The organism is archaeon (assembly GCA_016432545.1).
Lineage (GTDB): Archaea > Thermoproteota > Nitrososphaeria > Nitrososphaerales > Gagatemarchaeaceae > UBA183.
The window spans coordinates 468,247-493,344 of record CP066694.1; the positions used below are offsets into that span (position 1 = coordinate 468,247).

Below are 25,098 nucleotides of genomic sequence, written 5' to 3' on the forward strand. Positions count from 1 at the left end.
GGCTCTGACTGACAAGGTCACTGACCTACGTCGGCGTAGCCGCCGTCTTCGCTTCGATGCTCGCGCTCTTCCTCCTCCCGCGGGGCCTGTTCATCCCGATCACCTTCGTGGCGACCTCCCTGATGGTGGCGACCGCCTATGCCTCGGGGGCGCCGAAGCGACCCGCAGGCCTCGGGAGGAACCTCCTCGTGGGCGTCGCCTCCGCTCTCCTCCTCTACCTCGTGTTCTACCTGGGGAACGCAGGGCTCTGGGTCCTGAAGCCTCTCGGGCTCGACCCCTCGTACCAGTCCTCGATCTACTCCCTGATCGCGTCGCCCTCGAACCCGCTCTCTCTGCAGCTGGCCGTCCTGCTCTTCGACGCGGCCGGGTACGAGGCCTTCTTCAGGGGCTTCATGCAGAAGCGCCTCGAGGCAAGACTGGGGACTGCGGCCGCCCCTGCCGTCGCGCTCGTGGACGCCGGACTCCATCTCGCTACCTTCAACCCGCTCTGGGTCGCCACCACCTTCGTCGCCGACCTCTTCTGGGGCCTGACCTTCAAGTATGGCCGGGGAGCCACGGCCAGCTTCACTTCGCACCTGCTATGGGACGTCGCGATCTTCGTCATCAGACCCATAGTGTAAATCGCGAAAGCCAATAATATCAAGGAGAGACGGGGCCGAGGCGTGGCAGAGCGGGTCGAGATCATCGGGGTGGGGTCCGAGGGATTCAGGCCTGCGATAACCGACCTTTCTACTCGAGAGCTGATGTACGAGGCGGCGGCCAAGGCGTACGACGACGCCGGGGTCGACCCCCGGAAGGACGTAGGCTCTTTCATCACCTGCACCGAGGACTTCTGGGAGGGATGGAGCATCACCGACGAGATGGTCCCAGACCAGGTCGGAGGCGCGGGAAGGCCGGTCTGCACGGTCCCGGCCGACGGGATCATCGGGCTGGGGCAAGCCCTCATGCACATCAGGTCGGGCGTCGCCGACGTGGTCGCAGTAGAAGCCCACAGCAAGGTCGCGGACGTCCTTGACAAGCAGGCGGTAGAGAACCTGGCGCTCGACCCCACGTACCAGAGGGTGACGGGGGCCAACTCCGACGTCCTGGCCGGCCTTGAGATGAGCGCGTTCATGAAGTCCACCGGTACAACCAGAGATGAGCTCAGCAGGGCGGTCAGCTCCTCGAAGAAGCGGGCCATGTCCAACTCGCGCGCGAGCTACGGAGCGGACATGAAGCCCCGGGACGTAAGCGAGGCCGAACCCCTGTCGCTCCCGCTGAGGAGATACGACAAGCCGGACTTCGCCGAAGCTGCTGTGGTGCTGGTGCTCGCCTCGGAGCGCTGGGCGAAGAAGAACAAGAAGGAAGGGGTCTCAGTGGACGGGCTCGCTTGGATGTCTGCGACCCCGTGGTTCGAGGGTGGGGACGTACAGGGAGCCTCTTACCTTTCGCGGGCCTGGAAGGCGGTGATGAAGCAGACGGGGCTGAGCAGCACCTCAGGTTTCGACATCCTCGAGGTCGACGACACTTACTCCTACAAGCTCTTCCAACACCTCGGGGCCTTGGGGCTCAACCTTACGGACGCATCGAAGCTGGCCCAGGACGGCGGCAGGAGGCTGAATCCGAGCGGCGGCTCGCTCGGGACCGGGTACCTGATCGAGGCGTCGGGCTCGCACAGGGTCCTCGAGTGCGTGCTGCAACTGACCGGGCGCGCCGGAGGGAACCAGGTCAAGGCCGCAAAGAGGGCCCTGGCGACGTCGTGGAGGGGGAATCCGACCGGGACCGGGGCTGCGGTGGCCCTGTCGGTGGGAAGCTGAGATGAAGAGGGTCGCGGTCATCGGCGCCGGGATGACGAAGTTCCGCAGGCGGATGCTCGAGACCGGGAGGGAGCTCTCGTTCGAGGCCTCGAGGATGGCCCTCGACTCGGCCGGGATGGAGATCAAGGACGTCGAGTCCGTTGTCATGGGGACCGCCCCGGACGCATTCGACGGGGTCCACATGAAGGGGGAGTACCTCATGGACGGGGCCGGCGGGACCAACAAGCCCTACAGCAGGGTCTACGTGGGCGGGGGGACGGGCGTCTTCGTCCCGGTCGCAGGATGGTGGCACGTTGCCTCGGGGCAGTTCGACACGTGCCTGGTGGTAGGGGAGGAGAAGATGTCGCCGCTCCATCCTCACCCGCAGTACGCGTTCTGGAGCATCTTCGACCACACGCTCGAGAGGCCGCTCGGGGTCACGCTGCTCTGGATCTTCTCGCTCGAGATGCGCAGGTACATGCACGTCCACGGGATCAAGGAGGAGGACATCGCCCTGGTCTCGGTGAAGAACAAGGGGAACGCGATGGACCATCCGTGCGCCCAGCTCCCGGCCAGGATCACAGTCGACGACGTGATGAAGAGCGAGCCGATCTGCCTGCCTGTCAAGAGGCTGGACGTTTCGCCCACCTCCGACGGGGCGGCGGCGGTGATGCTCGCGTCCGAGGACGTGGCGAGGAAGTACACCGACGACCCGATCTGGATCGACGGCGTCGGCTGGAACGTGGACACCCAATACTGGACCAACAGGGACCTCTACTACCCGAGGTACGTCGAGAAGGCCGCAAGGATGGCCTACAAGATGGCGAAGATAGACGAGCCCAAGAAGCAGATCGACTTCGCGGAGGTATACGACCCGTTCGACTACAAGGAGCTGCACCACCTCGAGGGGGTCCTCCTCGCGGACAAGGGCCAGGCGCCCAGGATGACCCGCGAGGGAATCACTCAGAGGGACGGGGACCTCCCGGTCAACCCTTCAGGCGGGCTCCTAGGGGTAGGGAACCCAATCGCGGCTGCCGGGACGATGAAGGTCTGCGAGCTCTTCTGGCAGCTGAGGGGAGAGGCGGGCAAGAGACAGGTGAAGAAGGAAGTCAACAGGGGCCTCGCCCAGGCCTGGGGAGACCTCTTGCAGGTGGGTACCGTAATCACGATGAGAAGGTAGCGTTGTCCGTGGCCTCCGGCGAGGTGCTGTGGGAGCCGGGCGAGTCCCAGAGGAGGGGCTCGAACATAGCGAAGTTCGCGGAGGAGCTCGGCAGGGAGTGCACCAGCGAGGAGACCTACCGGAAGCTCTGGCAGTGGTCGGTGGAGGACCTGGAAGGATTCTGGGGAGCGGTCTGGGAGTCCATGAAAGTCGAAGGCGGCGCGCCATACACCCGGGTCCTCGCGGAGAGGAAGATGCCGGGCGCCAGGTGGTTCCCAGGTGCGAGGCTCAACTACGCCCAGAGGGCACTGTCGGTCGGAGGCCCGGGGCCCGCGCTCGTGTGCGTCGACGAGGAAGGCGAAGCGGAGGAGGTGAGCTGGAGCCAGCTGAAGGCTGAGGTCGGAGCCGCCGCGGCGTGGCTCCGCGGAGCCGGGGTCGTCAAGGGCGACAGGGTGGCGGCATACCTTCCGAACGTCAAGGAGTCGGTGGTGGGCCTCCTCGCGACCGCAAGCCTAGGAGCTGTCTGGTCCAGCTGCTCTCCGGAGTTCGGGGCCCAGAGCGCAGGAGACAGGTTCAGGCAGATCGGACCCAGGGTGCTGCTCGCAGGGACCCAGTACTCTTACGGCGGTAAGCGCTTCGACAGGAGGGAGGCGGTCGAGGAGATCGCCGCTTCACTGCCGACCTTGGAGAGGACGGTCATCCTCCCTGGAGGGGAGGTCCCCGCGGGCCTCAGGGGAGGGACTGAGTGGGCGGAGCTTTCGGAGGCGCGGGGTACCCTCGAGTTCGAGCAGGTCCCCTTCGACCACCCTCTCTGGGTCCTCTACTCCTCCGGGACGACGGGCCTCCCGAAGGCCATCGTTCAGGGGCACGGGGGCATAGTGCTGGAGCACCTCAAGGCCCTCTCCCTCCACGTGGATGTGAGACCGACGGACCGATTCTTCTGGTTCACCACGACCGGTTGGATGATGTGGAACTTCCTGGCGGGGGGCCTTCTCTTGGGAGCGACGGTCGTTCTGTACGACGGGAGCCCGACCTACCCTGACCACGGAGCCCTGTGGACTCTGGCGGAGAAGCATGAGGTCACGATCCTTGGGACGAGCGCTGCGCTCGTCGGCGCATGCATGAAGGCAGGAATCTCTCCTCGCTCGACGCACAGGCTCGGCGCGCTGAGGGAGGTAGGGTCCACAGGCTCGCCCCTCTCGCCCGAAGGCTTTCGCTGGGTCTACGAGGAAGTGAAGCGGGAGGTCTGGCTCGCCTCCATAAGCGGAGGGACGGACCTCTGCACTGAGTTCGTCGGCGGGTCGCCGGTCCTTCCGGTGAGGGCCGGGGAGCTGCAGTGCAGGTGCCTGGGGGCTAAGGTCGAGGCCTATGACGAAGGGGGGAGGCCGATCCTCGGCGGGACTGGCGAGCTGGTCATCTCGGAACCTATGCCGAGCATGCCGCTGTACTTCTGGGGGGACGAGGACGGGTCCAGGTACCGGGAGAGCTACTTCGCGGACTTCCCGGGGGTCTGGAGGCACGGCGACTGGATAGAGGTCCTCCCGAGCGGCTCCTGCAGGATACTGGGACGGTCCGACGCGACCATCAAGAGGATGGGCGTCAGGATCGGCACGAGCGAGCTCTACAGGGTGGTCGAAGCGCTCCCGGAGGTCTATGATTCGCTGGCCGTGGACTTCGAACGAGGAGGGAAGGAGGAGATCCTGCTCTTCGTGGCCCTGAGGCCGGGGTCGAACCTGGACGCAGGGCTCGTCGAAAGGATCAAGGGTGCGGTCAGGAAGGACCTCTCCCCGAGGCACGTCCCCGACTGGGTCATCGAGGTCCCTTCGGTTCCCAGAACGATCAACGGGAAGAAGCTCGAAGTCCCGGTGAAGAAGATCATGATGGGGCAAGACGTTTCTGGGTCTCTGAGCCGGGGGTCCCTGGCAGACCCGGGGTCCGTCGACTTCTTCGTGGCTCTCGCGAGGAGGCTGGAGAGCGGCGGAAAACTTTGAAATGCGATGGCTGGGCAGGAGTGAAGCGCGGATGAGCTCCAAGATCGCAAAGTACCCGGGGAAGGAGATGAGGATGGACGAGATCAAGGCAGGCAAGTTCCTGATGACCGGGTACGAGACGACCCTCAAGTATTCGTTCACCTCCGGGGTCGCGATAAGCAGGTTCCTGGACGGGCTCAAGGAAGGCCAGCTGTGGGCCAGGAAGTGCAACGTGTGCGGGAGGACGATGATCCCTCCAAGGATGTACTGCGAGGAGGACTTCCGGCCGACCGACGAGTGGGTCCGCGTGAAGGACACTGGCAAGGTCAGCACCTTCTCGATCAGTTTCGTCAACAACGACGCCAGCAGGAGGAAGAAGCCGATCGTGGTCGCTGTCATAGAGATTGACGGAGCCTCGCCCGAGATGGGCATCCTGCACCTCATGGGAGAGATAAAGCCCGACAAGGTGCAGGTCGGGATGAAGGTGGAGGCGGTCTGGCTTCCCAAGGCTGAGAGGAAGGGGGCGATAACCGACATCGCCTACTTCAGGCCGAGGCGCTGAAGTTGCCGCTCCGCGAGAGGATAGCGAGCGTCGACCGCCTGCGGGCATGGACTGACCAGATACCCCTGCACTACGAGTACTCGGCGGGCGTGGCGGGAGAGAAGTTCCTCCGCGCGCTCATCAAGGGCCGGATCCTTTCGTCGAAGTGCGCCAGGTGCGGGCGGTCTTACCTGCCGCCCAAGGCGTACTGCACCAACTGCTACCTCGAGATCAGAGACTACGTCGAAGTGGGGCCAGCAGGAACGGTCTCGGCTGTGACCCAGAGTCACGTCGACTTCAGCGGCAGACCCTCGAAGCCGAGGACCTTCGTCTTCGTGACATTCGCGGGAGTCCAGGGCGGGATCGTCCACTACGCGGCGGTGGAGGGGCTCAGGATAGGGTCGAGGGTGAGGGCGAGGTTCAAGGCTGAGTCGAAGAGGAAGGGGACGCTGCTGGACCTCGAAGGGTTCGAGAAGGCCTAGGCCTTCACAGGCGTCAGCCACTGGGAGTACCGCTTCACCTTCCCGTGGACGACCGAGTCGTAGAGCTTCTGTATCTTGTCAGTGATCGGAAAGCCGTTGTAGCCCACCTTCCTGCCGTCTACTTCTCTGATCTTTGCGATCCCGACCGCCGTGCCGCTGAAGAAGAGCTCGTCCGACGTGTAGAGCTCCTCCTTGGTGGAATCGTTCCTGTAGAACTTGACCTTGAGGTCGCGGGCGACCTGGATGACGGTGTCCCTCGTGATGCCTCTGAGGATCCCGGAGCTGGCTGGCGGCGTGCTCAGGATCTCGTCCTTGACGCGGAAGATGTTCTCCCCCGGTCCTTCGGCGACCATGCCATGGCTGTTGAGCATGATGGCTTCGTCGTATCCGGCCGCGATTGCCTCCATCTTCGCAAGAGCCGAGTTCGCGTAGTTGGCCGCACACTTCGCCTGTATGGGTAGCGCCCTGGAGTCTATCCTCACCCAGCTAGAGATCGTGGCCCTTACGCCCCTGTCTAGGGCCTGCTGCCCGAGGTAGGGGCCCCACTCCCACGGGGCTATCGCGACCGAAATCTTGTTCTTGAGAGGGTTGAGCCCCATCTCGCCGTATCCGGTGTAGGCGATCGGCCTCAGGTAGCAGTCGCTGACTTTGTTCCGGGCGACCAGCTCGACACACGCCTCCTTGAGCTCCTTTGCCGAGAAACCAACGTCCATCCGGTAGATCTTGGCGCTGTTGAGAAATCTCTCCAGGTGGTCACCAAGCCGGAAGACCGCAGGGCCCGAAGGGGTCGAGAAGCATCGTATGCCTTCGAAGACTGCGTACCCGTAGTGGAGAGCGTGGGTCAGGATGTGGATCTTGGCGTCGGCCCAATCGACGAACTTGCCGTCCATCCATATCTCGCTGAGGGCCTTCATCGGCATGTGGCCGCCGAGGTCCACGGTATTTAGGGATGCCTTTGCTCGGTTCTGGGTAGTAGTCCTCGGTTGCTCGACAAAAATCGTCTCGGTGTGTAATGTCGGTTGCTGGCGATATGTCTATTTCATTCCCTTTGGTCGGGATGGAAAGTTGAGAGGGCCAAGAATCGTCGGAGTCGTGGTCATCCTCTGCCTGCTCACCATCGCGAATCTTCCCCAGACTGTGAACGGCCAAACTACCCCTTGGATTGACAAGAATGCGGCTACAGAGTATGCGACCAATCTCATCGATAACCTCAACACTCTTGTTGTTGAGAAATACGGGCAGTATCCCAACTCGACCGTAGCAAAAGCGTTTCCCCTCTTCCACGAATCCCACGATTCCTTCAACGTGACTGTGGTAAGGTGGAGTCTGATTCACCCTGACCTTGCGACTTTTCTCTTCACCCACATCGCTTCCGATACACCGCAGGTCTACATCAAAAACACCACTTTCCTCGACATGCTCCTCCCAGGAAAAGGGGCAAACTCGACATTCGTCGTTAACTGCCCAACTTGCCAGTATGGGTTCGATTCTTACTTCAGCAAGGATGACTTCCGCTCCAAGGTCACTTTCATCCCACTCGTCTGGGTTGCCTACACTTCCTCTGGCGAGATGAATAATCCATTGGAGGTCTCTGCCTCGGTCGCCCACTTCCTCTTCGACAAAGAACAGACAGCCCTGTTGAACACGACCTCGACCGCTCAAAGAGGCCCTTCTGACATCTTTACCCCACTGAATGACCTCGTGACCATCATAGTCCTCGTTACTGTCATCGGGGGGGCTATCGGGGCGTATCGAAACAAGAGCGTGAGACAGAAGGTCGAGAAGTGGTGGCATGGCGGTTAGGGCGACCTCAACAGAATCAGCATGACCACCGCTAACACTAAGACTACCAATAGAGTGGTTCGGAGGACCAGTCGCTCTTCCTTCAGTTCCCTGATTTCGTCCTGAAGTATTCGCTCACGATTATCCTGACCACTTCGGGAACCGTCGCTATCCTCCTGACCTTCCGCTCCTCCTCCAGCCCTTTCATCATCTCGTGGGTCATGGCGACGGTTATCTTCGGGGTCGCTTGCTTGGGCGTTCCTATCACCTCCTATGCGGGCATTAGGTGGCATAGGAAGGCTTATAATGGTATTGGTGGTATAGGACGGTGTTAGGTGGCATAAGATGGCAAGCCTCGAACAAATGCGGGAAGAAATGGGAGCGGACGAATTTGCCGAGTTTCTTGAGGCAGAGGAGTCCCGAAGGGAACTGATGTCGGAGTCGTGGGACTGAGATGAGCGACCCCCACGACCAGAACAGGATAAGCGAAGAGAGGCGAGACCGTGGCCTCCTAATCGCCCGAGCAGAGGGCCAAGTCCGAAGAATCTGGGACGGGCTTTACTTCGTCCGGTCGCAATCAGGTCAAGGGGAGTATCAGGTCTCGCAGAAGGGCGGGAGGTGGGTCTGCTCATGCCCCGACTTCGCCAACCGATACACGCGCTGTAAGCACATCTGGGCCGTTGAGATTAGCATGAGGATACGAAAAACGGTGGACGGGCAGAGGACAATCGCCGAGGTATCGGTCTCCGAGTGTTTCTTCTGCCACTCGCAGACTCTCAAAAAGTCTGGAATCCGAAGGAACAGGAGCGGGGACATCCAGAGGTTCGCGTGCCTCGTCTGTCACCGAACCTTCTCGGTGAATGTGGGCTTTGAACGCATGAAACACAATCCGAAGGCGATAACGATGGCCCTCCAACTCTACTTTAGCGGGGAAAGCCTTCGAAATACTCAGAAGGCCCTCAGACTCCTCGGCGTGGAAATCACGCACAAGACAGTCCTGAATTGGATTCGGAAGTATGTGGCCCTGATGGGAAGGTATCTCGACCAGATTACGCCTGATGTGGGAGAGAAGTGGAGAGCGGATGAGGTCTATGTCAAGTTCCGAGGCGATATGAAATACCTCTACGCGATGATGGACGACGAGACCCGCTTCTGGATAGCGCAACAGGTCGCGGACACGAAATACACGGCAGACATCAGGCCCCTCTTCGCTCAAGCCAAGGAGCGAGCGGGGAAGGTTCCCCTCGTCCTGATAACGGATGGAGGCCGACACTTCAACAAGCCGTTCAAGCGGGAGTTTCAGTCCACCGACCGCTACTCCCAGCACGTCGCGGACATCACCCTCAGAGGCAAAGTCCACAACAACAAGATGGAGAGGATGAACGGTGAGGTTCGAGACCGAGAAAAGACCATGCGGGGCCTCAAGAGGACGGACACTCCGATACTCAAGGGCCTCCAAATCTACCACAACTTCGTAAGACCCCACGAGTCCTTGAACGGAGAGACTCCTGCCGACCGAGCGGGAATCAGAGTCGAAGGGAGAGATAAGTTCCTGACCCTGATTCAGAACGCGAGCAGGGCCAGAGCAACCGAGATTACACAGAAGCAGGGGACACTTTGAGCAACAGTCAATTTCCCAGAACCCTTTGCTCATCGCAACGAGCGATTTATTATCGCCAGTTGACGACGCCGCGCCGATGTCGGATCCTGTCATCATCTCGGCCTGCAGGACCCCGATCGGCAAGTTCGGTAAGAGCCTGTTGGGCGTTGGAGCTCCCAAGCTCGGCTCGCTCGTGGTCCAGGAGGCGATGCGCAGGGCAAAGGTCCGCCCGGCCGACGTGGACGAGGTCCTCTTCGGGAACGTTGTCTCCGCGGGTCTTGGTCAGAACCCCGCCAGGCAGGTCGCGATCGGGGCAGGCATCCCCTTCGCGGTGGGGTCGGTTACGATCAACAAGGTCTGCGGCTCGGGCCTGAAGGCTGCGATGCTCGCGGCCCAGTCGATCAAGGCGGGAGACAACGAGGTCGTGGTCGCCGGAGGGATGGAGAGCATGAGCAACGCGCCCTACCTCATGAGGGGCGCCAGGTGGGGGGTCAAGTTTGGGGAGGCGAGGCTTCTCGACGCAATGATCGCCGACGGCCTCTGGGACGCCTATCACGGATACCACATGGGGATCACTGGAGAGATGGTCGCCAAGAAGTTCGGGATTTCGAGGAAGGACGCGGACGAGTTCGCGTACGGGAGCCACAGGAAGGCAGCGAGGGCAACCGAGGATGGGACCTTCTCCGAGGAGATAGTCAAAGTGGAGGTGCAGAGAGAGGGGGGCGAGACTATCCAGTTCGCAGCCGACGAGTGCGTCAGGGGGGACACCACAATGGAGAAGCTCGGGAGGTTGAAGCCGGTCTTCAAGGAGGGCGGGGTCTTGACGGCTGGCAACTCGTCCCAGCTCAGCGACGGGGCCGCCGCAGTGGTCGTCGCGTCAGAGGAGGCTGCGGATAGGCTGGGCGCGAAGCCCCTGGCGAGGATCAGGGCCTACGGGACTGGCGGGCTCGAGCCGGCAAGGGTGATGGAAGCCCCCATCCCGACCACGAAGGCGCTCTTGAAGAAGGAGAAGATGAGCATCGGGGACATCGACCTCGTAGAGCACAACGAAGCCTACTCCACGGCGTCGATAGCGGTCCGGAGGGCGCTGGGGGTGGAGGAGGAGAAGTTCAACATCAGCGGGGGAGCGGTAGCCCTCGGGCACCCCATCGGCTGCAGCGGGGCGAGGGTCTTGACGACTCTGCTCTACGGGCTGAAGAAGACGGGCGGGAAGACGGGCCTCGCGACGCTCTGCCTCGGCGGGGGCAACGCGGTCTCGATGATCATCGAGAGGTAGCCTCCTCCCTCAGCTTTCGGCGGAAGACCTTCCCGACCAGGGTCTTGGGCAGTTCGGGGACGAACGCGTAGTGCCTGGGGACCTTGTAACTGGCCAGCTTCTCCTTGCAGAGCGAGCCCAGCGACTCTTCTGCTCCTGCCTCCGCGACGCCCGGCTTGAGGACTACGAATGCCTTCACCGACTCGCCCATGTACGCGTCCGCCACCCCGAGGACCGAGGCCTCCTTGACGAGCGGAGACTCGTAGAGGACCTCTTCGACCTCCCTCGGATAGACCTTGAGGCCCCCCACTGATATCATGTCCTTCTTCCTGTCGACGATGTAGAGGTAGCCGTCCTGGTCCATCTTCGCGATGTCTCCGGTCAGGAGCCAGCCGTCCCTGAGCGCGAGCCCCGACTCCACTTCCTTCTGCCAGTACCCCTTCATGACCTGGGGACCCTTCAGCTCCAGCTCCCCGACCTCGCCTACCTCCACGACCTTGTTCGGGTCGTCGATGTCCACGAGCCTGACGTCGGTGGAGGGAAATGGTATCCCGATGGATCCGTCCTTCGGGAGGCCTTCCTTGAATGGGTTCGTCGAGCCCACCGCAGCCGACTCGGTCAGGCCATATCCTTCGACCAGGTTGCCCCCCGTCAGGTCGTTGAACTTCTTCCTGACGGCGACTGGGAGGGGAGCACCGCCCGAGAAGGAGACCCTGACCGTGCCCAGGTCGAAGCTCGCGACCTTGGGGTGGTTGATGACTGCGACGTACATCGTGGGGACTCCGCAGAAGCACGTCACCTTCTCTCTCTGGATTGTCCGCATCACATCTTCGACATCGAACCTCGGGAGGAGAACGACCGACCCGCCTGAAAGCAGCGGCGCGTTCATGCAGGCGGTCATCCCGAAGATGTGGAAGAGCGGAAGGACGGCGAGGGAGACGTCAGTCCGGGCGAGCGGGAGGGACATGGCGCCCATAGCAGCCGCTGCGAGGAGGTTGTAGTGGGTCAGCATGGCGCCCTTGGAGGTGCCGGTGGTGCCTCCAGTGTACTGGATGACTGCAAGGTCTTCCTTGGGCCTGACCTCGGCGAGTGAGGTCGAGGGCTGCGATGCGCCTACAAGGTCTACGAAGCGCAGGGCGTTCTCCCTCCCCTTGTCCTTCACCTTGGCAAGACCGGCGAGGCGCCTCTTGACCCCCGGGAGGTAGTCGGTGACGCTCGCGGTGATGACGTGCCTGAGGGGAAGCCTGCTCCTGCACTTCTCCAGGGCTTCGAAGAGGTCGTTCCCCCTCACGACGTCGTTGGCCGCCACCACGATGGTGCTGCCGGAGTCTCTCAGCTGGAGCTCCAGCTCCCTCTCCTTGTAGCGAGGGCTGCAGGGCACAACGACCCCTCCGGCCTTCAGTATGCCGAAGAACGCGATCACGAACTGAGGAGTGTTGGGCGAAAAGATGGCGACCCTCTCCCCCTTGTGCAACCCCAGGCCCTCGAGCGCGGCGGCGAAGCGGGACGACAGCTTGTCCACCTCGGAGTACGTGAGCGTCCTTCCTTGGTACCTGAGGCAGGTGCTGCTCCCCCAGGCCGCGGCCGGCTTCGAGATGACGGAGTAGAGCGGCTCTTCGGGGACCTCGGCCTCCTTTGCGAGGTACCTGGGCCAGGACTTGAGCCACGGCCGCTCGGCTTGCAACGCGTCGGCGAAGAGAGGGCGACCGGCCTTAAGGATTCCGAGGAGAAATTCGTTCCTCGGCCCGCTTAGGCTTAAGTATGCAGGGAGGCGGTTGCGAGTTGAGAGGGATGGTCGAGGAGAAGGAGAAGTACCTGGTCCTCTGCGTGGACAGAGACGACGACCTGGGCACCAAGACCAAGATCGAGACCCCGGTCGTGGGGAGGGAGGCTGTTCTCGCTGCAGCTACTGCGCTCGCCCTCGCGGACCCCGAGGAGGCGGACGCCAACGCGATCTTCTCCTCGGTAAGGAAGTACGACGAGCTGGTCAGGGCGGGGACTCCCTGCGAAGTCGCGGTGGTCTGCGGGGAGACGAACCGGGGCTTCGAGGCCGACCGGAGGGTGGCGAAGGAGCTGAACAGGGTCCTGATCGGGGCCGATTACACGGGAGTGGTGCTCATCTCGGACGGGGGGGAGGACGAACAGGTCATACCGATAATCCAGAGCATCAGGCCCATTGTCTCGGTGCAGCGGGTGACGGTCAAGCACAGCCAGACGGTCGAGGAGACCTACCAGGTGCTCGGGAGGTACCTGAGGATGCTCGTCTTCGACCCGCACTACTCGAAGTGGAGCCTGGGAGTCCCAGGGCTGATCTTCATCCTGGCGACGATTCTGATCGTGTCCCAGCACGCCTTTGAGGCGGAACTGACCGCGCTCCTCGTGCTGGGCGGGGCCTTCTTCATCAGGGGGTTCAGCATCGACAGGACTGTCGCAGGCCTGCTCCAGCGGGGCCCGACGGGGTACATCAGGCTCTTCACGATGGTCGCGAGCGTCCTGATCGTGGTGGTGGGGCTGATCACCGGGTACGGGAACATGCTGAGCCAGTCCCCATCCGGATATGTGGCGGCGGTCGTCGCAGACCCCGGACTCATCTTCGTCTACGGGGCCACCCTCACAGGATACCTGATCAACGGGAGCCTCGCGCTGGTCTGGGCAGGAATCGCGATCTATGCCACGGGCGCGCTCCTCTCTCACCTTGCCAGGGACAGCGTCCTGTGGAAGAGAGACGGGTTCGTCCTCGCCATGCTCGCGATACTCTACCTCCCGGTGAGGACCTTCTCGGAGTTCTTGATCAGGGGGACGACAGAGTCGACCTTCCTCCTGGTCTCCTACGTGCTGATAGGGCTGGCCGCCCTCTTCGCCCTGACCACCACGATCTACCCGAGAGTCAGGACAAGGGCGGGACCGGAAGCTGAATAGCGGATGCTCGATGGGGCGCTGCGGCTGCTGGGAGCCTACAAGCTCTACGAAAGGCGACTGAGGTCCCAGATAGAGCAGGAAGGGAAGCCGACACACATAGGGATCATCCTCGACGGCAACAGGAGGTGGGCAGCCAGCCAGGGCGTCCAGGACGGCCTGGGTCATCAGGAAGGCGCGAACAGGGCCGAGGAGCTCCTGGACTGGTGCCACGAGCTCAGGATCAAGACCGTGACCCTCTACGTCCTCTCCACCGAGAACCTCGACCGGGGCGCGGAAGAGCTCAAGGACCTCTTCGTCCTGATCGAGGGGAGGCTCGCCCGGCTCTTGACCGACGAGAGGATAACGAGATACAGGGTCAGGGTGAGGGCGATCGGGCAGTTAGGGCTCCTGCCCCAGTCGATACGAGACCTCCTACAGGCGATCGAGGAGAAGACCGCCTCCTTCGACGAGCACTACCTGAACATCGCGGTCGCGTACGGAGGGAGGGCGGAGATCACCGACATGGTGAGGTCTGTCGCCCAGGACGTGAAGGCGGGGACGCTCGCCCCCGAACAGATCACCGAAGAGACGATCTCGAAGCGCCTCTACACCTCGTACCTGCCCAACCAGGAGCCTGACCTCATAATCAGGACGTCGGGCGAGGAGAGGATGAGCGGCTTCCTGCTGTGGCAGGGGGCCTACTCAGAGCTGGTCTTCATGGACGTCTTCTGGCCCGCCTTTCGGTTCATCGACCTGCTCAGGGCCGTCAGGACCTACCAGAAGCGGCGCAGGCGGCACGGCAAGTAGCGCAAATCGTTATAACCGCTGAACGGAGTGGGCTCTCGACTTGAAGGTAAGCCTCGGGACGCTCAAGTACAAGGGAGAGGAGCTAGTCACGTTCCTAGAGCCTAGAGTAGGCGTCAAGCCCTCACTCTCCGGTGACACTCTCGAGATGGAAGACTCTGGGCTGAGGCAGGGGGTCAGGCCGAGGCAGGTCAAGACATACCTGAAGAGGTTCCTCTACATGAACGGGGTCAGGAAGAACTACAGGGTCTTCGTGACAGGGACCGAGCTTAAGATACAGGAGATCGAACTTGGCGAGAAGGAAGAGGAAGGCAAGAAGGAGGAGAAGGAAGCGAAGAAGGAAGAGCCCGAGGCCCCGGGGAAGGAAGATTCTCCTGCCGAGGATGCGCCGGCGGAGCCCGAGGCGAAGGAGCCGAAGTCAGAAAAGCCCAAGAAGGCGGCCCCCAAGAAGCCGAAGGCGAAGAAGAAGGCAGAAGAAGAGGCTTAGGCGCCCGGCCTTGCCCGCCGAACCCGCTCTTTGCGAAGTGCCAGCTCTCTGAGCAGCGCCCGCAGATAGTTCCTAGATTCCCTGAGCTCCCTGAGGGCCTGCTTGAAGTCTCCCACCCTGAAGCTGGCCGAGCCCTTTTTCAGGTTCCTCAGTGCGAACTGGAGGGCCTGCCTCTCGTCAGGGACCGAGTAGGCCCTGACTTTGATGAACCTTCCCGGGTTCTCCTCCCTCGTATCCACCTTGATGAAGGCGATGCTCTTCTCGACCCTCAGGTACGAGAGCCAGATGTCGCGCTCCTGCTCCTCGGTCGGCTCTCCGCGGATCTCCGGGACGAGACCCTCGAGGCCCTCCTCCGCGCGCGCCAGGTCGGAGGCGGTCTCCTCTCTCCAGTTGCCCACGCCGAGACAAGAGTCCGGGGGTTTTTAGACGGAGACCAGCTTTTGGCCCGTTCATACTTATAACGGGCTGGAAGTCGGCACGCAAACGATTGCCGAAGAAGGCTGAGCCGAAGATTGGCGGCGCGTGTTTCGTAAAGCTCAACTCGCTGGTGGAACTCGGGAGGCTTTCATGCGCCCTCGAACGCGCCCCCTTCCCGCTCTTCGCGTTCAAGCACGACGACTTGACCAGGATCGCGGCGCAGGCGGACCTCTACATGGGGACCCCGATCTTCTACTTCTTTGACGCGCCGAGCCCCGGAGAGTTCCTCGCCTACAGGAACTCGGGAGACGGCGAGGAGGTCCAGCTAGTCCCCGCAGCGAACAACGCCACCTACCTCTACGCCCCCGTGATCAGGGTCAACAAGATGCCGGAGTCCCTCTCCCCGAAGGAGGAGTTCGGAGACAAGTACATGTCGGTCGAGGTCCTCGACCTGCCGAGCCTCGTCAAGGTCGGGACGTACAAGATGCTCTTCGAGGAGCCGCCGCTCCCGCTCTTCTCGTTCAAGAACGGGGCGGGGTGGGTCATCGGCACGTTCGCGAGGATTGACGACTACGAAGAAGCGTCGATATTCTTCTACACTAAGGCGAAGGAGGCGCCGACCTCGGGGTTCGTAAGGTACTCCCCGGACAAGATTGCGGAGACCTCATTCGTGACGAGGACGGACGAGCACGGCTACTACTACATCAAGGTCGTCAAATTGGACGCGCCGCATCCGATGGTCCAGTTCTGACCTTCGTCGGTCTCCCGGCTTCTGCGACCAGGAACTTCTCTGCCCCCGCCAGAATCGACTTCGAGTTGTCGTAGGAGGCCCGGTCGAGGGCTTGGGGGTAGTGATACCAGCCGAAGCCGTGGTGTTCGAAGGAGATCTTGACGTTGTCGTCCTGGGTCCTCCCCAGCATATACGTCACTTTCTTGTGAACGTTCTTGCCATCGCGCCTGTAGTAGTACTCGATGACCTTCCTGAAGCCCGGGACGAGCTCGATCTCCTTGAGGCCCGTCTCCTCGCCCACCTCCCGAAGAACGGTCTGCAGCTCGGACTCGCCCTTCTCCATGTTGCCCTTGGGGAAGTCCCACCTTCCTCCGTTCTCGAGGAGGAGATACCTGCGCCCCTCGGGCCTCTCCGTGTAGACCACGGCCCCGGCTGAATGTTCCTCCATGGGCCGTTTGCCAGGGAGGACCAATTATTAGGACTCTGCGGCGGTTCCTTCTTGTCTTGCCCGCTCGGATCGGTCGGCTCCAGAGCGGCACCGAGGAACTGTTAACCCTCCAAGAGATGGGAAATCCGACTTCTCTCATCTCCAGCCAGTTAACGCTCGTTGGGAAAGTGTCGGCTGAGTGTTCTCCCCACCCTACGCAGGGTTAAGTAACCAAGAGGGGAATCCCCTTCGTCTTGAAAGTCCCTACGCTTCCCGATTGGGTCTTTTTGGGTTCGCTCGTAGTTGGCCCCGTGATACTGACGGTAGAGTTCGCTTTGCTCTACAAACTGAATCTCGCGGATTCGCTACTGACGATTCTGATTCTCGCAACGGTGTTTACAGGAGCCTCATCTTTTTTATTGACTGGCTCCATCGGCCGAAGCTGGAATATGTTGACAACTTTACCGGCGAAGTAGAAGTTACCTTCAAAGTAGGAAAAGAAAAGGTCAAGAAGAAAGTCTGGATGATGTTCGTGCGCATAGGCAACGGAGGCACGACCCCTGCGCAACAACCGAGGCTTTTGTTCCAACTTTGGAAGAAAGATGAACCCAAGGACAAGTGGAGGCCTGTCTTCGTCCTTCACAGGGAACTCGGCGATGCGGAGGCCATCCCCATACAGACCTTCGAAGAAGACAGGATGGAAGGCCAATTAGCACTAACTCTCTGTCGAAGGGGGCTGAGGCCAATCGATAGCATCGAACCAAGGGCGGGTGATAAATTCGTCTTCGGGTTTGCGTTCGAAGACGGCAAGAATTTCTATCTTGCGATTGACCATTCCCCAATACCGATTCCGCTCGGAGCAGGGTCGCGCATCGTCAAACTCTCGGCGCGTTCAATCAACCGCTTTCAGAGCCCGTATTACGAGGAGGAGTTCCTTCTATGGGTAGGCAAGTGGAACGATGTTTCATTGACGAGAATTGAAGGGGACACTATGAAGTTCTTGAAAGGTTTTGTGGAACGAGACTCATGACTTCGCCAGCGCCTCGCTTACGATCGTGCGGATTGTCTCTGGAATCGAATCAAAAGCGCGTCTCTTGCGCTCGGCCTCCAGCCTCCGCTCCAATTCCTCAGTCATGGCTACTGTGTATTTCTTCATCATCGGCATTCTCCCCGTCCGCTTTCGTATTTAACCATACGCCCATAGACGGCTATGGGGGTAAGGGTTATATGGCTGGCGATAGACACCTATGGAAGCATGACTACCGAACAAGCGCGACTCGAAATGGACTCGGACGACTTCGAGGCGTGGGCGCAATTCCAAGAGAGCAAGAGGGAGCAGGCTTAGACATGGCCTCTCCCGTTTTTGATTATCGAAAGGCAAGGGGCGAGGCAATCGCCAAGGTCGAGACCAATGTAAGGCGCATAGACCAGAGCGAGTATCGCGTGAGGTCTCAGTCGGGCCAAGGGGAATACGCCGTCCTCTCGACCGAGGCGGGCTGGAATTGCTCCTGCCCCGACTTCGCCTTCCGAGGTCTGAAGTGCAAACACGCCTTCGCGGTAGAACTCTCTCTAAAGATTCGTCAGAGAATAGAGAACGCGAGGCGTCTCGTGCCTCTCGACTTCCAATCGTGCCTCTACTGCGGGTCTGAGCAACTCGTGAAGGACGGCCTCCTTCACAACAAGGGAGGGGATATCCAGAGGATATCATGCAAGATTTGCGGTAAGAGGTTCACCCGAAACATCGGGTTCGAGCGAATGAAGGCAAGCCCAGAGGCGATTACGCAAGCCATGCAACTCTACTTCTCGGGCGTGAGCCTGAGAGGGACTCAGAGGGCCTTGGCCCTCCAAGGAGTGAGGGTCTCTCATGTCGCGGTTTACAAGTGGATTCGCAAGTATGTCCGAATCATGCACAAGTATCTCCAAACCGTTAGGCCGAATGTCTCGGACACATGGAGGGCCGACGAGTTGTGGGTGAAGGTCAAGGGCGACATGAAGTATCTTTTCGCCGTCATGGACGACGAGACCCGATTCTGGATAGCCCAAGAGGTCGCGGACACGAAGGACAAGTATGACGCTACGAGCCTGTTCTTCAAGGCCAACATAGAAGCGGGGAAAGTTCCAGCGACGCTGATAACCGACGGCCTCTACACTTACCGAACCGCGTTCAAGAGACAGATAGCGGGGAGGAGGCACGATGTAGCCCAAGTCCACATCAGGGAGATAGCGATCGCGGGCAAGGTTCACAATAACAAGATGGAGAGGATGAACGGAGAAGTCCGCGACAGAGAGAAGGTCATGCGGGGCCTCAAGAAGAAGGACACGCCGATAGTCGAGGGCCTCCGCATCTACCACAACTTCATCCGACCGCACGAGGCCTCAACGGAGACACGCCAGCCGACCGCGCGGGAATCAAGGTCGAAGGCCCTAACAAATGGCTTACCCTGATACAGAACGCCAAGCACAAGGAGACATGGGAGTCATGAGCATCTCCAGACAGTTAACAGGAAGAACTCCCCCGCAAGGCCATCTCCAGAAGAGTTACCAGAACCGGCACCGAAGGTTTATTATCCAATTTTATGGCGATATAAATTCGAGACTTGGGCAAGATCAAGGTCGCGATTGCAGGGGTCGGGAACTGCGCGTCCGCGCTCATCCAGGGGATCAACTACTATACCGAAAAGGGGCCCGACGAAGGGCTCACCTACTGGAAGGTCGGCCGGTACACCCCTGAAGACCTCGAGTTCGTGGCGGCCTTCGATGTATCGGCCAAGAAGGTGGGGAAGGACCTTTCACAGGCGATCTTCAGCGCGCCAAACAACACCGAGAAGATCAGCGAGGTGGCGAAGATGGGTGTCACGGTCAAGAAGGGGCCGGTCCTCGACGGGATCGGGAAGTACCTGAAGGAGGTCGTCCCGCTCTCAGGGAAGAAAGACGAGTCAGTGCCAGATGAGCTCGAGAGGTCCGGCGCGGAGATTCTGGTCAACTACCTCCCGGTGGGGAGCACCAAAGCCTCGCACATGTACGCGGAGGCGGCACTCGAAGCCGGCGTCGGTTTCATCAACGCCATACCTGTCTTCATCGCCTCTGACGAGGCTTGGGCCTCGAGGTTCGCGAAGGCGAACCTGCCGGTCGCCGGGGACGACGTCATGAGCCAAATAGGCGCCACGGTGCTGCACAAGACGCTCGTGAAGATGGCCATAGACAGGGGCGTCAAGGTGGACGAGACCTACCAGCTCAACATAGGAGGCGACACCGACTTCCTGAACATGCTCGAGGAGAGCCGGCTCAAGGACAAGAGGGAGAGCAAGACGAGCGCCGTGAGGGCGATGTCTCCCTACGAGGTCCCGACCAGGATAGGGCCCAGCGACTACGTGCCGTTCCTCGACAACGACAAGGTCTGCTACATCTGGCTAAAGGGCAGGTACTTCGGAGGGACCACCGTCAAGATGGACGTCAAGCTCCACGTGGTAGACGCCTACGACAGCGGCGGGGTAATGGTGGACGCGATCCGGGGGACCCGCCTGGCGCTGGACAGGGGGGTCGGGGGCCAGCTCACGAGCCTCTCCGCGTTCTGCTTCAAGCATCCGCCAGTCCAGATGCCTTACCCGGCGGCAAAGTCCGCCTTCGAAGAGTTCAGCTCTGGGAAACTGGAACGCTGACGCCCGCCTTCCTTCTGAGGTAGAAGGCAGCAGCCAGGACCAGGACCAGGACGACCCCGGTGGGGATGTAGTACCTGGTCAGGGCGTTTTCGCCTATAGTGAAGCCGTTGGTCGGAACCTTCCCGACGACAGTGGTACCAGAGTAGTCGAAGGTCAGCTTGGCTCCCTTGTAGGGGACTGCGATGCCCGATCCTGCGACCGCGGTGGCCGACGCGGTGTTGGAGCCTCCGGCCCTGAGGATGTCGATGTTCATGCTGAGGACGCCCGATGAGATCGACGAGTTCTGGAGGCCCGAAAGCGAGAGCCCAGACGGGATGGGCATCGTGAAGTGGACGGTCGAGACATCCACGCCCGAGGTATTGTTGATCGTCAGGACCAACTGGAAGGGCTTCCCTTCTGTGGGGTTGGAAGGCGAAGTCTTGATGGATACGGCGAAGGGCTGGTAGGCGTAGACGCCCGGGCCGGGCCTCCTGATTGAGAAGGATGTCGAACCAAAGTAGAAGTTTGAGAAGATGTCAGCACTCGAGAGGTTTCCGGAGGCGGTCGACGAGGCGACCACCTTGTACTGGAAGCCGAGGCTGCCGCCCGCCGCCACGAGCGGGGTCGTGCTGGAGGGTGCCGCAGTCCCGGTCAGTGTGTCGAACCCGTCAATCACGGCTGAGATGCTCGCGTTTCGGACATCGAAGGGCCCTGCGTTGGTGGCGTTGACAGACACCTGCGAAGTCATGCCCGCGAAGAACTTGGACGGGTTGTAGGCCTTGGTGTAGACGAAGCCTGCAGGGATTGGGACGGAATTCGACTGCCCGGAGAAGACATAGGGCGAGGAGTCGCTGGTGTACGAGAATGGGGCCAGGACGTAGTTCCTTGGAGTCGTCGTGTTGATCTTCAGGTAGGCGACCTTTGAAGCGGAGAGCGGTAAGGTCGTGTAGTTCAGGACGAATGCTCCGATGCTTCCGTTGCTGCAGGCTATCCCTGCCCCCTTAGCAGCCCCGCACCCAAGGGAGGTCGGGAGGTGTCCTCCGGCAAAGAACGACTTCGCGGTCGCAAGGCCCAAGTTGGAAGTCGTGAAAGTAAGCGTCACGTTGGATCCTCCCCCTTTGAGGGCCGAGATAGTGGCTCCGACCGTGAGCGTGACGAAGGAGATCCTCATCGAGACATGCGAGAACACCTCCGAATAGGAGTTGGTCGTCGCGTTGTAGAGGACGCTGTTCGGGTTCCGGTAGGAGACCGCGTACGTCTTCGAGACGTTTACGCCGGTCAGGCCCTGGGCAGATTCCACGACATCGACCGAGGCAGAGCCTCCGTTGGCTGCTATGCCGCTAATCGAAGTGTTCCCTGCGATCGTCACGGACGAAGCGGCAAGTGTTCCTATGTTGGTCGCCACGACCTTGACCTTTTGTTCCAAACCCACCACCCTGCCGTAGCCGCCCGACGGGATGGCCCTGGCATAGACGAGTGCATCATCTATTCCCAGCGAGAGGGGAATCGCGTTCAACGTGGCCTGGCCGCGTCTCGTCTGCAAGCCTGCCGTGTAAGTAAAGTCCACTTTGAGGGCGGGTATCTCGACCTTCTCCTGCGCGGTCCCATTGACCTGGAGGGTGTAGACTGGGGTCGTCCTGGACCCCGGCGCAAGGGTCGAGGCCGTCCATGTCGAATTTCCGGTTACCAGCTTGAACTGGTGAGTTGCCTTCCACCAGTCGTCCTTGATGGTCAGCTTCGTGATTGAGGTGTCGTTTGACAAATTGGAGATCGACAGCGTAACCGAGAGATTGTCGCCCGTGTGGAGGACTCCCACGCTCACTGTCCTGGACGCTAGGAGCAAAGCTGGCTGTTCGAGGTCGGTCACGTTCAGGCGATAGATCTTCTTCCCAGGCGCCACGTTGAGGACGTAGGAGCTCGCGAAGTGAGGCAGGTCGTTTGAAACATTGGCCGTGTCAGTGGAATTGACTATGCCGTCCAGGAACCTCACGGAGATGACCGAGGAAGTGCTCTTGTTGGACGCCACGATCGAGCTGAGGGTCGTCCCGAAGTAGGTCTTGATGTCCGGGCGCTTACTTGAGTCTAGCGCGCTTCCCGACATCGAGCCGATGATAAGCGAGTGGTTGAAGGAGGAACCTGACTTCACGCCCGAGAGGATCACTATCGGGGACGGGGTGGCGATGAAGGTCGACGAGGTCACGCCGCTAGCGAAACCGCCGAACCCGGTGGGAAGCGAAGAGAGCAGGGTCCTCGGGACTGTCGCGTCGAAGGAGACGGGACTGTAGAAGGTGTAGACTTCGGACCCGTTGGAATAAGAAACGAAGGCAGACAGGAGGTAAGAGTCAAGACCTTTGGCGGCCGCCTGAGCATGGTCGAACGAATCTGCACCGACTGTCAGGAAGAGACCCTGAGAGGGCACGAACGGGGCCGGGTAGAGACCGTAACCCGCGGCTCCGAAGACCTGGAAGTCTGACTTCCACGCGGTGGTCTTGACTGCCGTCACGTTGTACCAGGTCACCCCCGAAGTCGACTCGAGGGCGGAGAGCTTCGAGGACGCGTTGACGTGCGAGAACGAGAGGTACCACAGGGCGCTCGACCCTGCCACTGAGACGCTCAGCTTCTCCGTGTAGGGGACGGCGGCTCCAGCCTTCAGTACCGGCAGCGCCGAGACGAGCATCAGAGAGATTACTAGGATTGCGAGTGCCTGAGAACGCTTCAAGCGAGACGCCGAAGGCCGACCGTTTTGCCTATAAAACCGTTGAATCGCTTTTCTTACTTCTTTCTCGGCGAGTCTTCCGCCGGGTCGTCGACTCCCTTGTCGTCGAGGAGGAAGACAGCGTCCCTCTCGGGGTGGTACGGGCTGTCGACCATCCTGGCTATGCGGTTCTTGGCAGCCTTCCTCAGGTAGATCCTGTAGGTGCTGGTGTGGGCGACGACGTGCCCGCCCGTGGGCCTCGTCGGGTCGCCGAAGAACGAATCGGGAGCCGCCTGGACCTGGTTGGTGACCACCACTGCGACGTTGTAGATCTCCGCGGTCCTCAGGAGCTGGTGCATGAACCTGTTCAGGCGCTGCTGCCTCTCGGAGAGGGTGCCCCTGCCCACGAACTCGGCCCTGTAGTGCGCGACCGCGCTGTCCAGCACTACGAGCTTCACCTTGTTCGCCTCGATGTACCTGCCGAGATCCTTGACAATCAGCTCCTGGTGGGCGCTGTTGTAGGCCCTGGCGACAGTGATCCGCGAGAGTATCTTGTCGGAGTCGAAGCCGCGCGCCTCTGCGATCTCCGCGATGCGCTCCGGCCTGAAGGTCCCCTCAGTGTCGATGTAGATCGCGCCAGCTCCGAGGCCCCCCTGGTCCTTGTCCGCCTGGACCAACACGCAGAGCGTGTGGCAGATCTGGCTCTTCCCGCTCCCGAACTCGCCGTAGAACTCTGTCATGGCCCACGTCTCTATCCCACCGCCGAGGAGGTCGTCCAGGTTCTTGGAGCCGGTCGAGACTCTGTCGATCGCCTTCCGCTTCACGAGCAGGTCGGCCGCGTTCATGAAGTCCGGCTCGAGCCTCTTCAGCTCCACGAGCTTCTTCCTCGCCTTGTTGTTCAGCTCCACCGCCTTTGAGACGTCGATGTCGACTGCATCCGCGATGTCCATCGGGCCTGCGGTCGCGAGGTCGAGGATTGTCTCAATCCCGGCGTCGTTGAGCTTCTGTTTCGTGGCCGGACCCACGCCCGGAAGGGTGTCCAACTCCAGCTCTTCGTTAGTTTCAGACAACTGAATCGGACGGCCCTTCTGGGCTAATTAAGCGTAGCCTAGGGAGAGATCCGTGAAACTGTCCGGGGGAAGAGGCTCGCTGACCTGATGTGCTTGAGCCCGGCGATCCACCTTGTCGAGCGCTCGACCCCGATCCCGAACCCGGAGTGAGGCGGCATGCCGAACTTGCGCAGCTCCAGGTACCAGGAGAAGGAATCCACGGGGAGGTCCTGCCCGGAGATCCGCTGCATCAGCTCCTTGTGGTCGTGGATCCTCTGCCCTCCAGTAGCCAGCTCCCCGAACCCTTCGGGCGCTATGAGGTCGGCTGACTTGGTCACCTTGGGCCTGTCCGGGTAGGTCATGTGGTAGAAGCTCCTCGCGCTCAGGGGATAGTCGGTGACGAAGAAGGGGGACTCCATCGTCATGCTGATCGCCCTCTCGGCCTCGGTGGGTAGGTCGTCTCCCCACTCGAACCCCAGGCCCTTCTTCTCAGCTATCCCTCGCGCCTCGTCGTAGCTCATCCTAGGGAACGGGACCTCGGGGCGCTTCAGGGTCCTGCCGAGGACCGCGAGCTCCGCCTTCCTCCTGTCGAGGACCCGCCCCGCCATCGAGGAGAGGAGCCCCTCCTGGACCTTCATGTTCTCAGGCTGCTCAGTGAAGGCCTGCTCCGCTTCTATCATCCAGAACTCGGTCAGGTGCTTTGACGTCTTCGACTTCTCGGCCCTGAAGGCGGGCTGAAAGATCCAGACCTTCTGGAGCGCAGGGAGCGCGGCCTCCTCGTAGAACTGTGCGCTCTGCGAGAGGTTGACCTTCTTGCCGAAGTAGTCCACGGAGAAGAGAGTGGAACCGCCCTCGACTGCGGCCTGCACGAAGGTCGGGGCCGAGATCAGCTGGAATCCGTTCTCGCGGAAGTAGTCGAAAGCGGCGCCTATCACCTCGGCCCTGATCCTCATCGCCGCTATCGCCTTCGGGCCTCTGATGCTCAGGTGCCTCTTGTCGAACAGGAAAGACCGAGACTTGACAGCCGTCTTCGTGATGGGCCAGCTCTCGGCGGCGGAGACAACCTGGAACTCGCTGGCGGATATCTCCTTTCCGCCGGGGGCCCTCTTGTCGTCCTTCACCTCTCCTCTTACGATAACCGCAGACTCTCTTGTGACAGACTTTGCTGCGTTGAAGGCCTCGTCGCTGGCAAGGCCCTTCTTCGCAGAGACCTGCACATAGCCGGAACCGTCTCTCACTACGGCGAAGACCAGCCCCCCCACCGCGTGCTTCCTCGCCACCCAGCCCTTTACCTCGACTTGTGTCCCCGGCTCGGACGAGACGACCTCGGCTGCTGACCTGACTCTAGAGTCCTCGTCTTTCAACGCGAGATGGCTCGTCCTAGGGGCT

General features: G+C 61.0%; 22 protein-coding genes and 2 pseudogenes. 16 read left to right on the forward strand and 8 right to left on the reverse strand.

The annotated features are described in order from the left end of the window. Positions 1-56 precede the first annotated feature (56 nt). From HY247_02575 to HY247_02600, 6 genes are read left to right on the forward strand one after another with little or no spacing between them, the layout of a single operon-like run. On the forward strand, positions 57-620 hold the full coding sequence (locus HY247_02575; GenBank protein ID QQG49216.1) for a CPBP family intramembrane metalloprotease: 564 nt from the start codon (positions 57-59) through the stop codon (positions 618-620). Positions 621-662: 42 nt separating this feature from the next. Continuing rightward, positions 663-1,796 (forward strand): hypothetical protein, encoded by a 1,134-nt coding sequence (locus tag HY247_02580; GenBank protein ID QQG49217.1) that lies wholly within the window; start codon positions 663-665, stop codon positions 1,794-1,796. A gap of 1 nt (position 1,797) precedes the next feature. Then, positions 1,798-2,955, forward strand: coding sequence for a thiolase domain-containing protein (locus tag HY247_02585; protein QQG49218.1), 1,158 nt, complete (start codon positions 1,798-1,800; stop codon positions 2,953-2,955). A gap of 2 nt (positions 2,956-2,957) precedes the next feature. Continuing rightward, complete coding sequence (locus HY247_02590; protein ID QQG49219.1) at positions 2,958-4,925, forward strand: acetoacetate--CoA ligase; 1,968 nt, start codon at positions 2,958-2,960, stop codon at positions 4,923-4,925. 31 nt (positions 4,926-4,956) lie between these two features. Beyond that, entirely contained in the window at positions 4,957-5,466 is a 510-nt protein-coding gene (locus tag HY247_02595; GenBank protein ID QQG49220.1) for a Zn-ribbon domain-containing OB-fold protein, read from the forward strand. Between the two features lie 2 nt (positions 5,467-5,468). After that, entirely contained in the window at positions 5,469-5,927 is a 459-nt protein-coding gene (locus tag HY247_02600; GenBank protein ID QQG49221.1) for an OB-fold domain-containing protein, read from the forward strand. Here HY247_02600 and HY247_02605 read toward each other — a convergent pair. Next, positions 5,924-6,841: a branched-chain amino acid transaminase gene (locus HY247_02605; GenBank protein QQG49222.1), complete on the reverse strand. Its 918-nt coding sequence runs from the start codon at positions 6,839-6,841 to the stop codon at positions 5,924-5,926. The genes HY247_02600 and HY247_02605 overlap by 4 nt on opposite strands. Before the next feature lie 151 nt (positions 6,842-6,992). Here HY247_02605 and HY247_02610 point away from each other — a divergent pair, with 151 nt between their 5' ends. Continuing rightward, positions 6,993-7,730, forward strand: coding sequence for a hypothetical protein (locus HY247_02610; protein QQG49223.1), 738 nt, complete (start codon positions 6,993-6,995; stop codon positions 7,728-7,730). 82 nt (positions 7,731-7,812) lie between these two features. On the opposite strand, the gene HY247_02615 is transcribed toward HY247_02610, so the two are convergent. Further along, positions 7,813-7,977, reverse strand: coding sequence for a hypothetical protein (locus HY247_02615; protein QQG49599.1), 165 nt, complete (start codon positions 7,975-7,977; stop codon positions 7,813-7,815). 339 nt (positions 7,978-8,316) lie between these two features. Here HY247_02615 and HY247_02620 point away from each other — a divergent pair. Both HY247_02620 and HY247_02625 read left to right on the forward strand, forming a co-directional pair. Continuing rightward, a pseudogene (locus tag HY247_02620) lies at positions 8,317-9,330 on the forward strand (DDE-type integrase/transposase/recombinase). A gap of 76 nt (positions 9,331-9,406) precedes the next feature. Further along, the gene (locus HY247_02625) at positions 9,407-10,585 is read left to right on the forward strand and encodes an acetyl-CoA C-acetyltransferase (protein ID QQG49224.1); all 1,179 of its coding nucleotides are present in this window, start codon (positions 9,407-9,409) and stop codon (positions 10,583-10,585) included. Here HY247_02625 and HY247_02630 read toward each other — a convergent pair. After that, a complete protein-coding gene (locus tag HY247_02630) occupies positions 10,572-12,248 on the reverse strand; it encodes a long-chain fatty acid--CoA ligase (GenBank protein QQG49225.1) in 1,677 nt (558 codons plus the stop codon). The genes HY247_02625 and HY247_02630 overlap by 14 nt on opposite strands. A 98-nt stretch (positions 12,249-12,346) precedes the next feature. Between HY247_02630 and HY247_02635 the strand changes: the two genes are divergently transcribed. From HY247_02635 to HY247_02645, 3 genes are read left to right on the forward strand one after another with little or no spacing between them, the layout of a single operon-like run. Further along, positions 12,347-13,483, forward strand: a complete 1,137-nt coding sequence (locus HY247_02635) for a DUF373 family protein (protein ID QQG49226.1) — start codon at positions 12,347-12,349, stop codon at positions 13,481-13,483. Between the two features lie 3 nt (positions 13,484-13,486). Next, positions 13,487-14,269, forward strand: a complete 783-nt coding sequence (uppS, locus tag HY247_02640; GenBank protein ID QQG49227.1) for a di-trans,poly-cis-decaprenylcistransferase — start codon at positions 13,487-13,489, stop codon at positions 14,267-14,269. Between the two features lie 40 nt (positions 14,270-14,309). Further along, on the forward strand, positions 14,310-14,753 hold the full coding sequence (locus HY247_02645; GenBank protein QQG49228.1) for a hypothetical protein: 444 nt from the start codon (positions 14,310-14,312) through the stop codon (positions 14,751-14,753). On the opposite strand, the gene HY247_02650 is transcribed toward HY247_02645, so the two are convergent. After that, positions 14,750-15,151, reverse strand: a complete 402-nt coding sequence (locus HY247_02650) for a hypothetical protein (GenBank protein QQG49229.1) — start codon at positions 15,149-15,151, stop codon at positions 14,750-14,752. The two genes, HY247_02645 and HY247_02650, sit on opposite strands and share 4 nt — an antisense overlap. Before the next feature lie 89 nt (positions 15,152-15,240). Between HY247_02650 and HY247_02655 the strand changes: the two genes are divergently transcribed. Further along, positions 15,241-15,921: a hypothetical protein gene (locus HY247_02655; GenBank protein ID QQG49230.1), complete on the forward strand. Its 681-nt coding sequence runs from the start codon at positions 15,241-15,243 to the stop codon at positions 15,919-15,921. On the opposite strand, the gene HY247_02660 is transcribed toward HY247_02655, so the two are convergent. Beyond that, entirely contained in the window at positions 15,884-16,348 is a 465-nt protein-coding gene (locus tag HY247_02660) for an NUDIX domain-containing protein (protein QQG49231.1), read from the reverse strand. The genes HY247_02655 and HY247_02660 overlap by 38 nt on opposite strands. 178 nt (positions 16,349-16,526) lie before the next feature. On the opposite strand from HY247_02660, the gene HY247_02665 reads away from it, so the two are divergent. The 3 genes and pseudogenes from HY247_02665 (at position 16,527) to HY247_02675 (ending at position 19,986) form a co-directional block, all read left to right on the forward strand. Further along, entirely contained in the window at positions 16,527-17,357 is an 831-nt protein-coding gene (locus HY247_02665; protein ID QQG49232.1) for a hypothetical protein, read from the forward strand. A 413-nt stretch (positions 17,358-17,770) separates the two neighbouring features. Beyond that, positions 17,771-18,810: pseudogene (locus HY247_02670) on the forward strand (DDE-type integrase/transposase/recombinase). A gap of 114 nt (positions 18,811-18,924) precedes the next feature. Next, complete coding sequence (locus tag HY247_02675) at positions 18,925-19,986, forward strand: inositol-3-phosphate synthase (GenBank protein ID QQG49233.1); 1,062 nt, start codon at positions 18,925-18,927, stop codon at positions 19,984-19,986. Here the strand turns inward: HY247_02675 and HY247_02680 are convergent. Genes HY247_02680 through aspS form a run of 3 tightly spaced genes read right to left on the reverse strand, consistent with a single transcriptional unit; the run spans position 19,961 to position 25,073 of the window. Next, on the reverse strand, positions 19,961-22,684 hold the full coding sequence (locus HY247_02680; GenBank protein ID QQG49234.1) for a hypothetical protein: 2,724 nt from the start codon (positions 22,682-22,684) through the stop codon (positions 19,961-19,963). The two genes, HY247_02675 and HY247_02680, sit on opposite strands and share 26 nt — an antisense overlap. Before the next feature lie 53 nt (positions 22,685-22,737). Then, a complete protein-coding gene (gene radA / locus HY247_02685) occupies positions 22,738-23,730 on the reverse strand; it encodes a DNA repair and recombination protein RadA (protein ID QQG49235.1) in 993 nt (330 codons plus the stop codon). Between the two features lie 38 nt (positions 23,731-23,768). After that, entirely contained in the window at positions 23,769-25,073 is a 1,305-nt protein-coding gene (gene aspS / locus HY247_02690; GenBank protein ID QQG49236.1) for an aspartate--tRNA(Asn) ligase, read from the reverse strand. Positions 25,074-25,098: the final 25 nt, after the last annotated feature.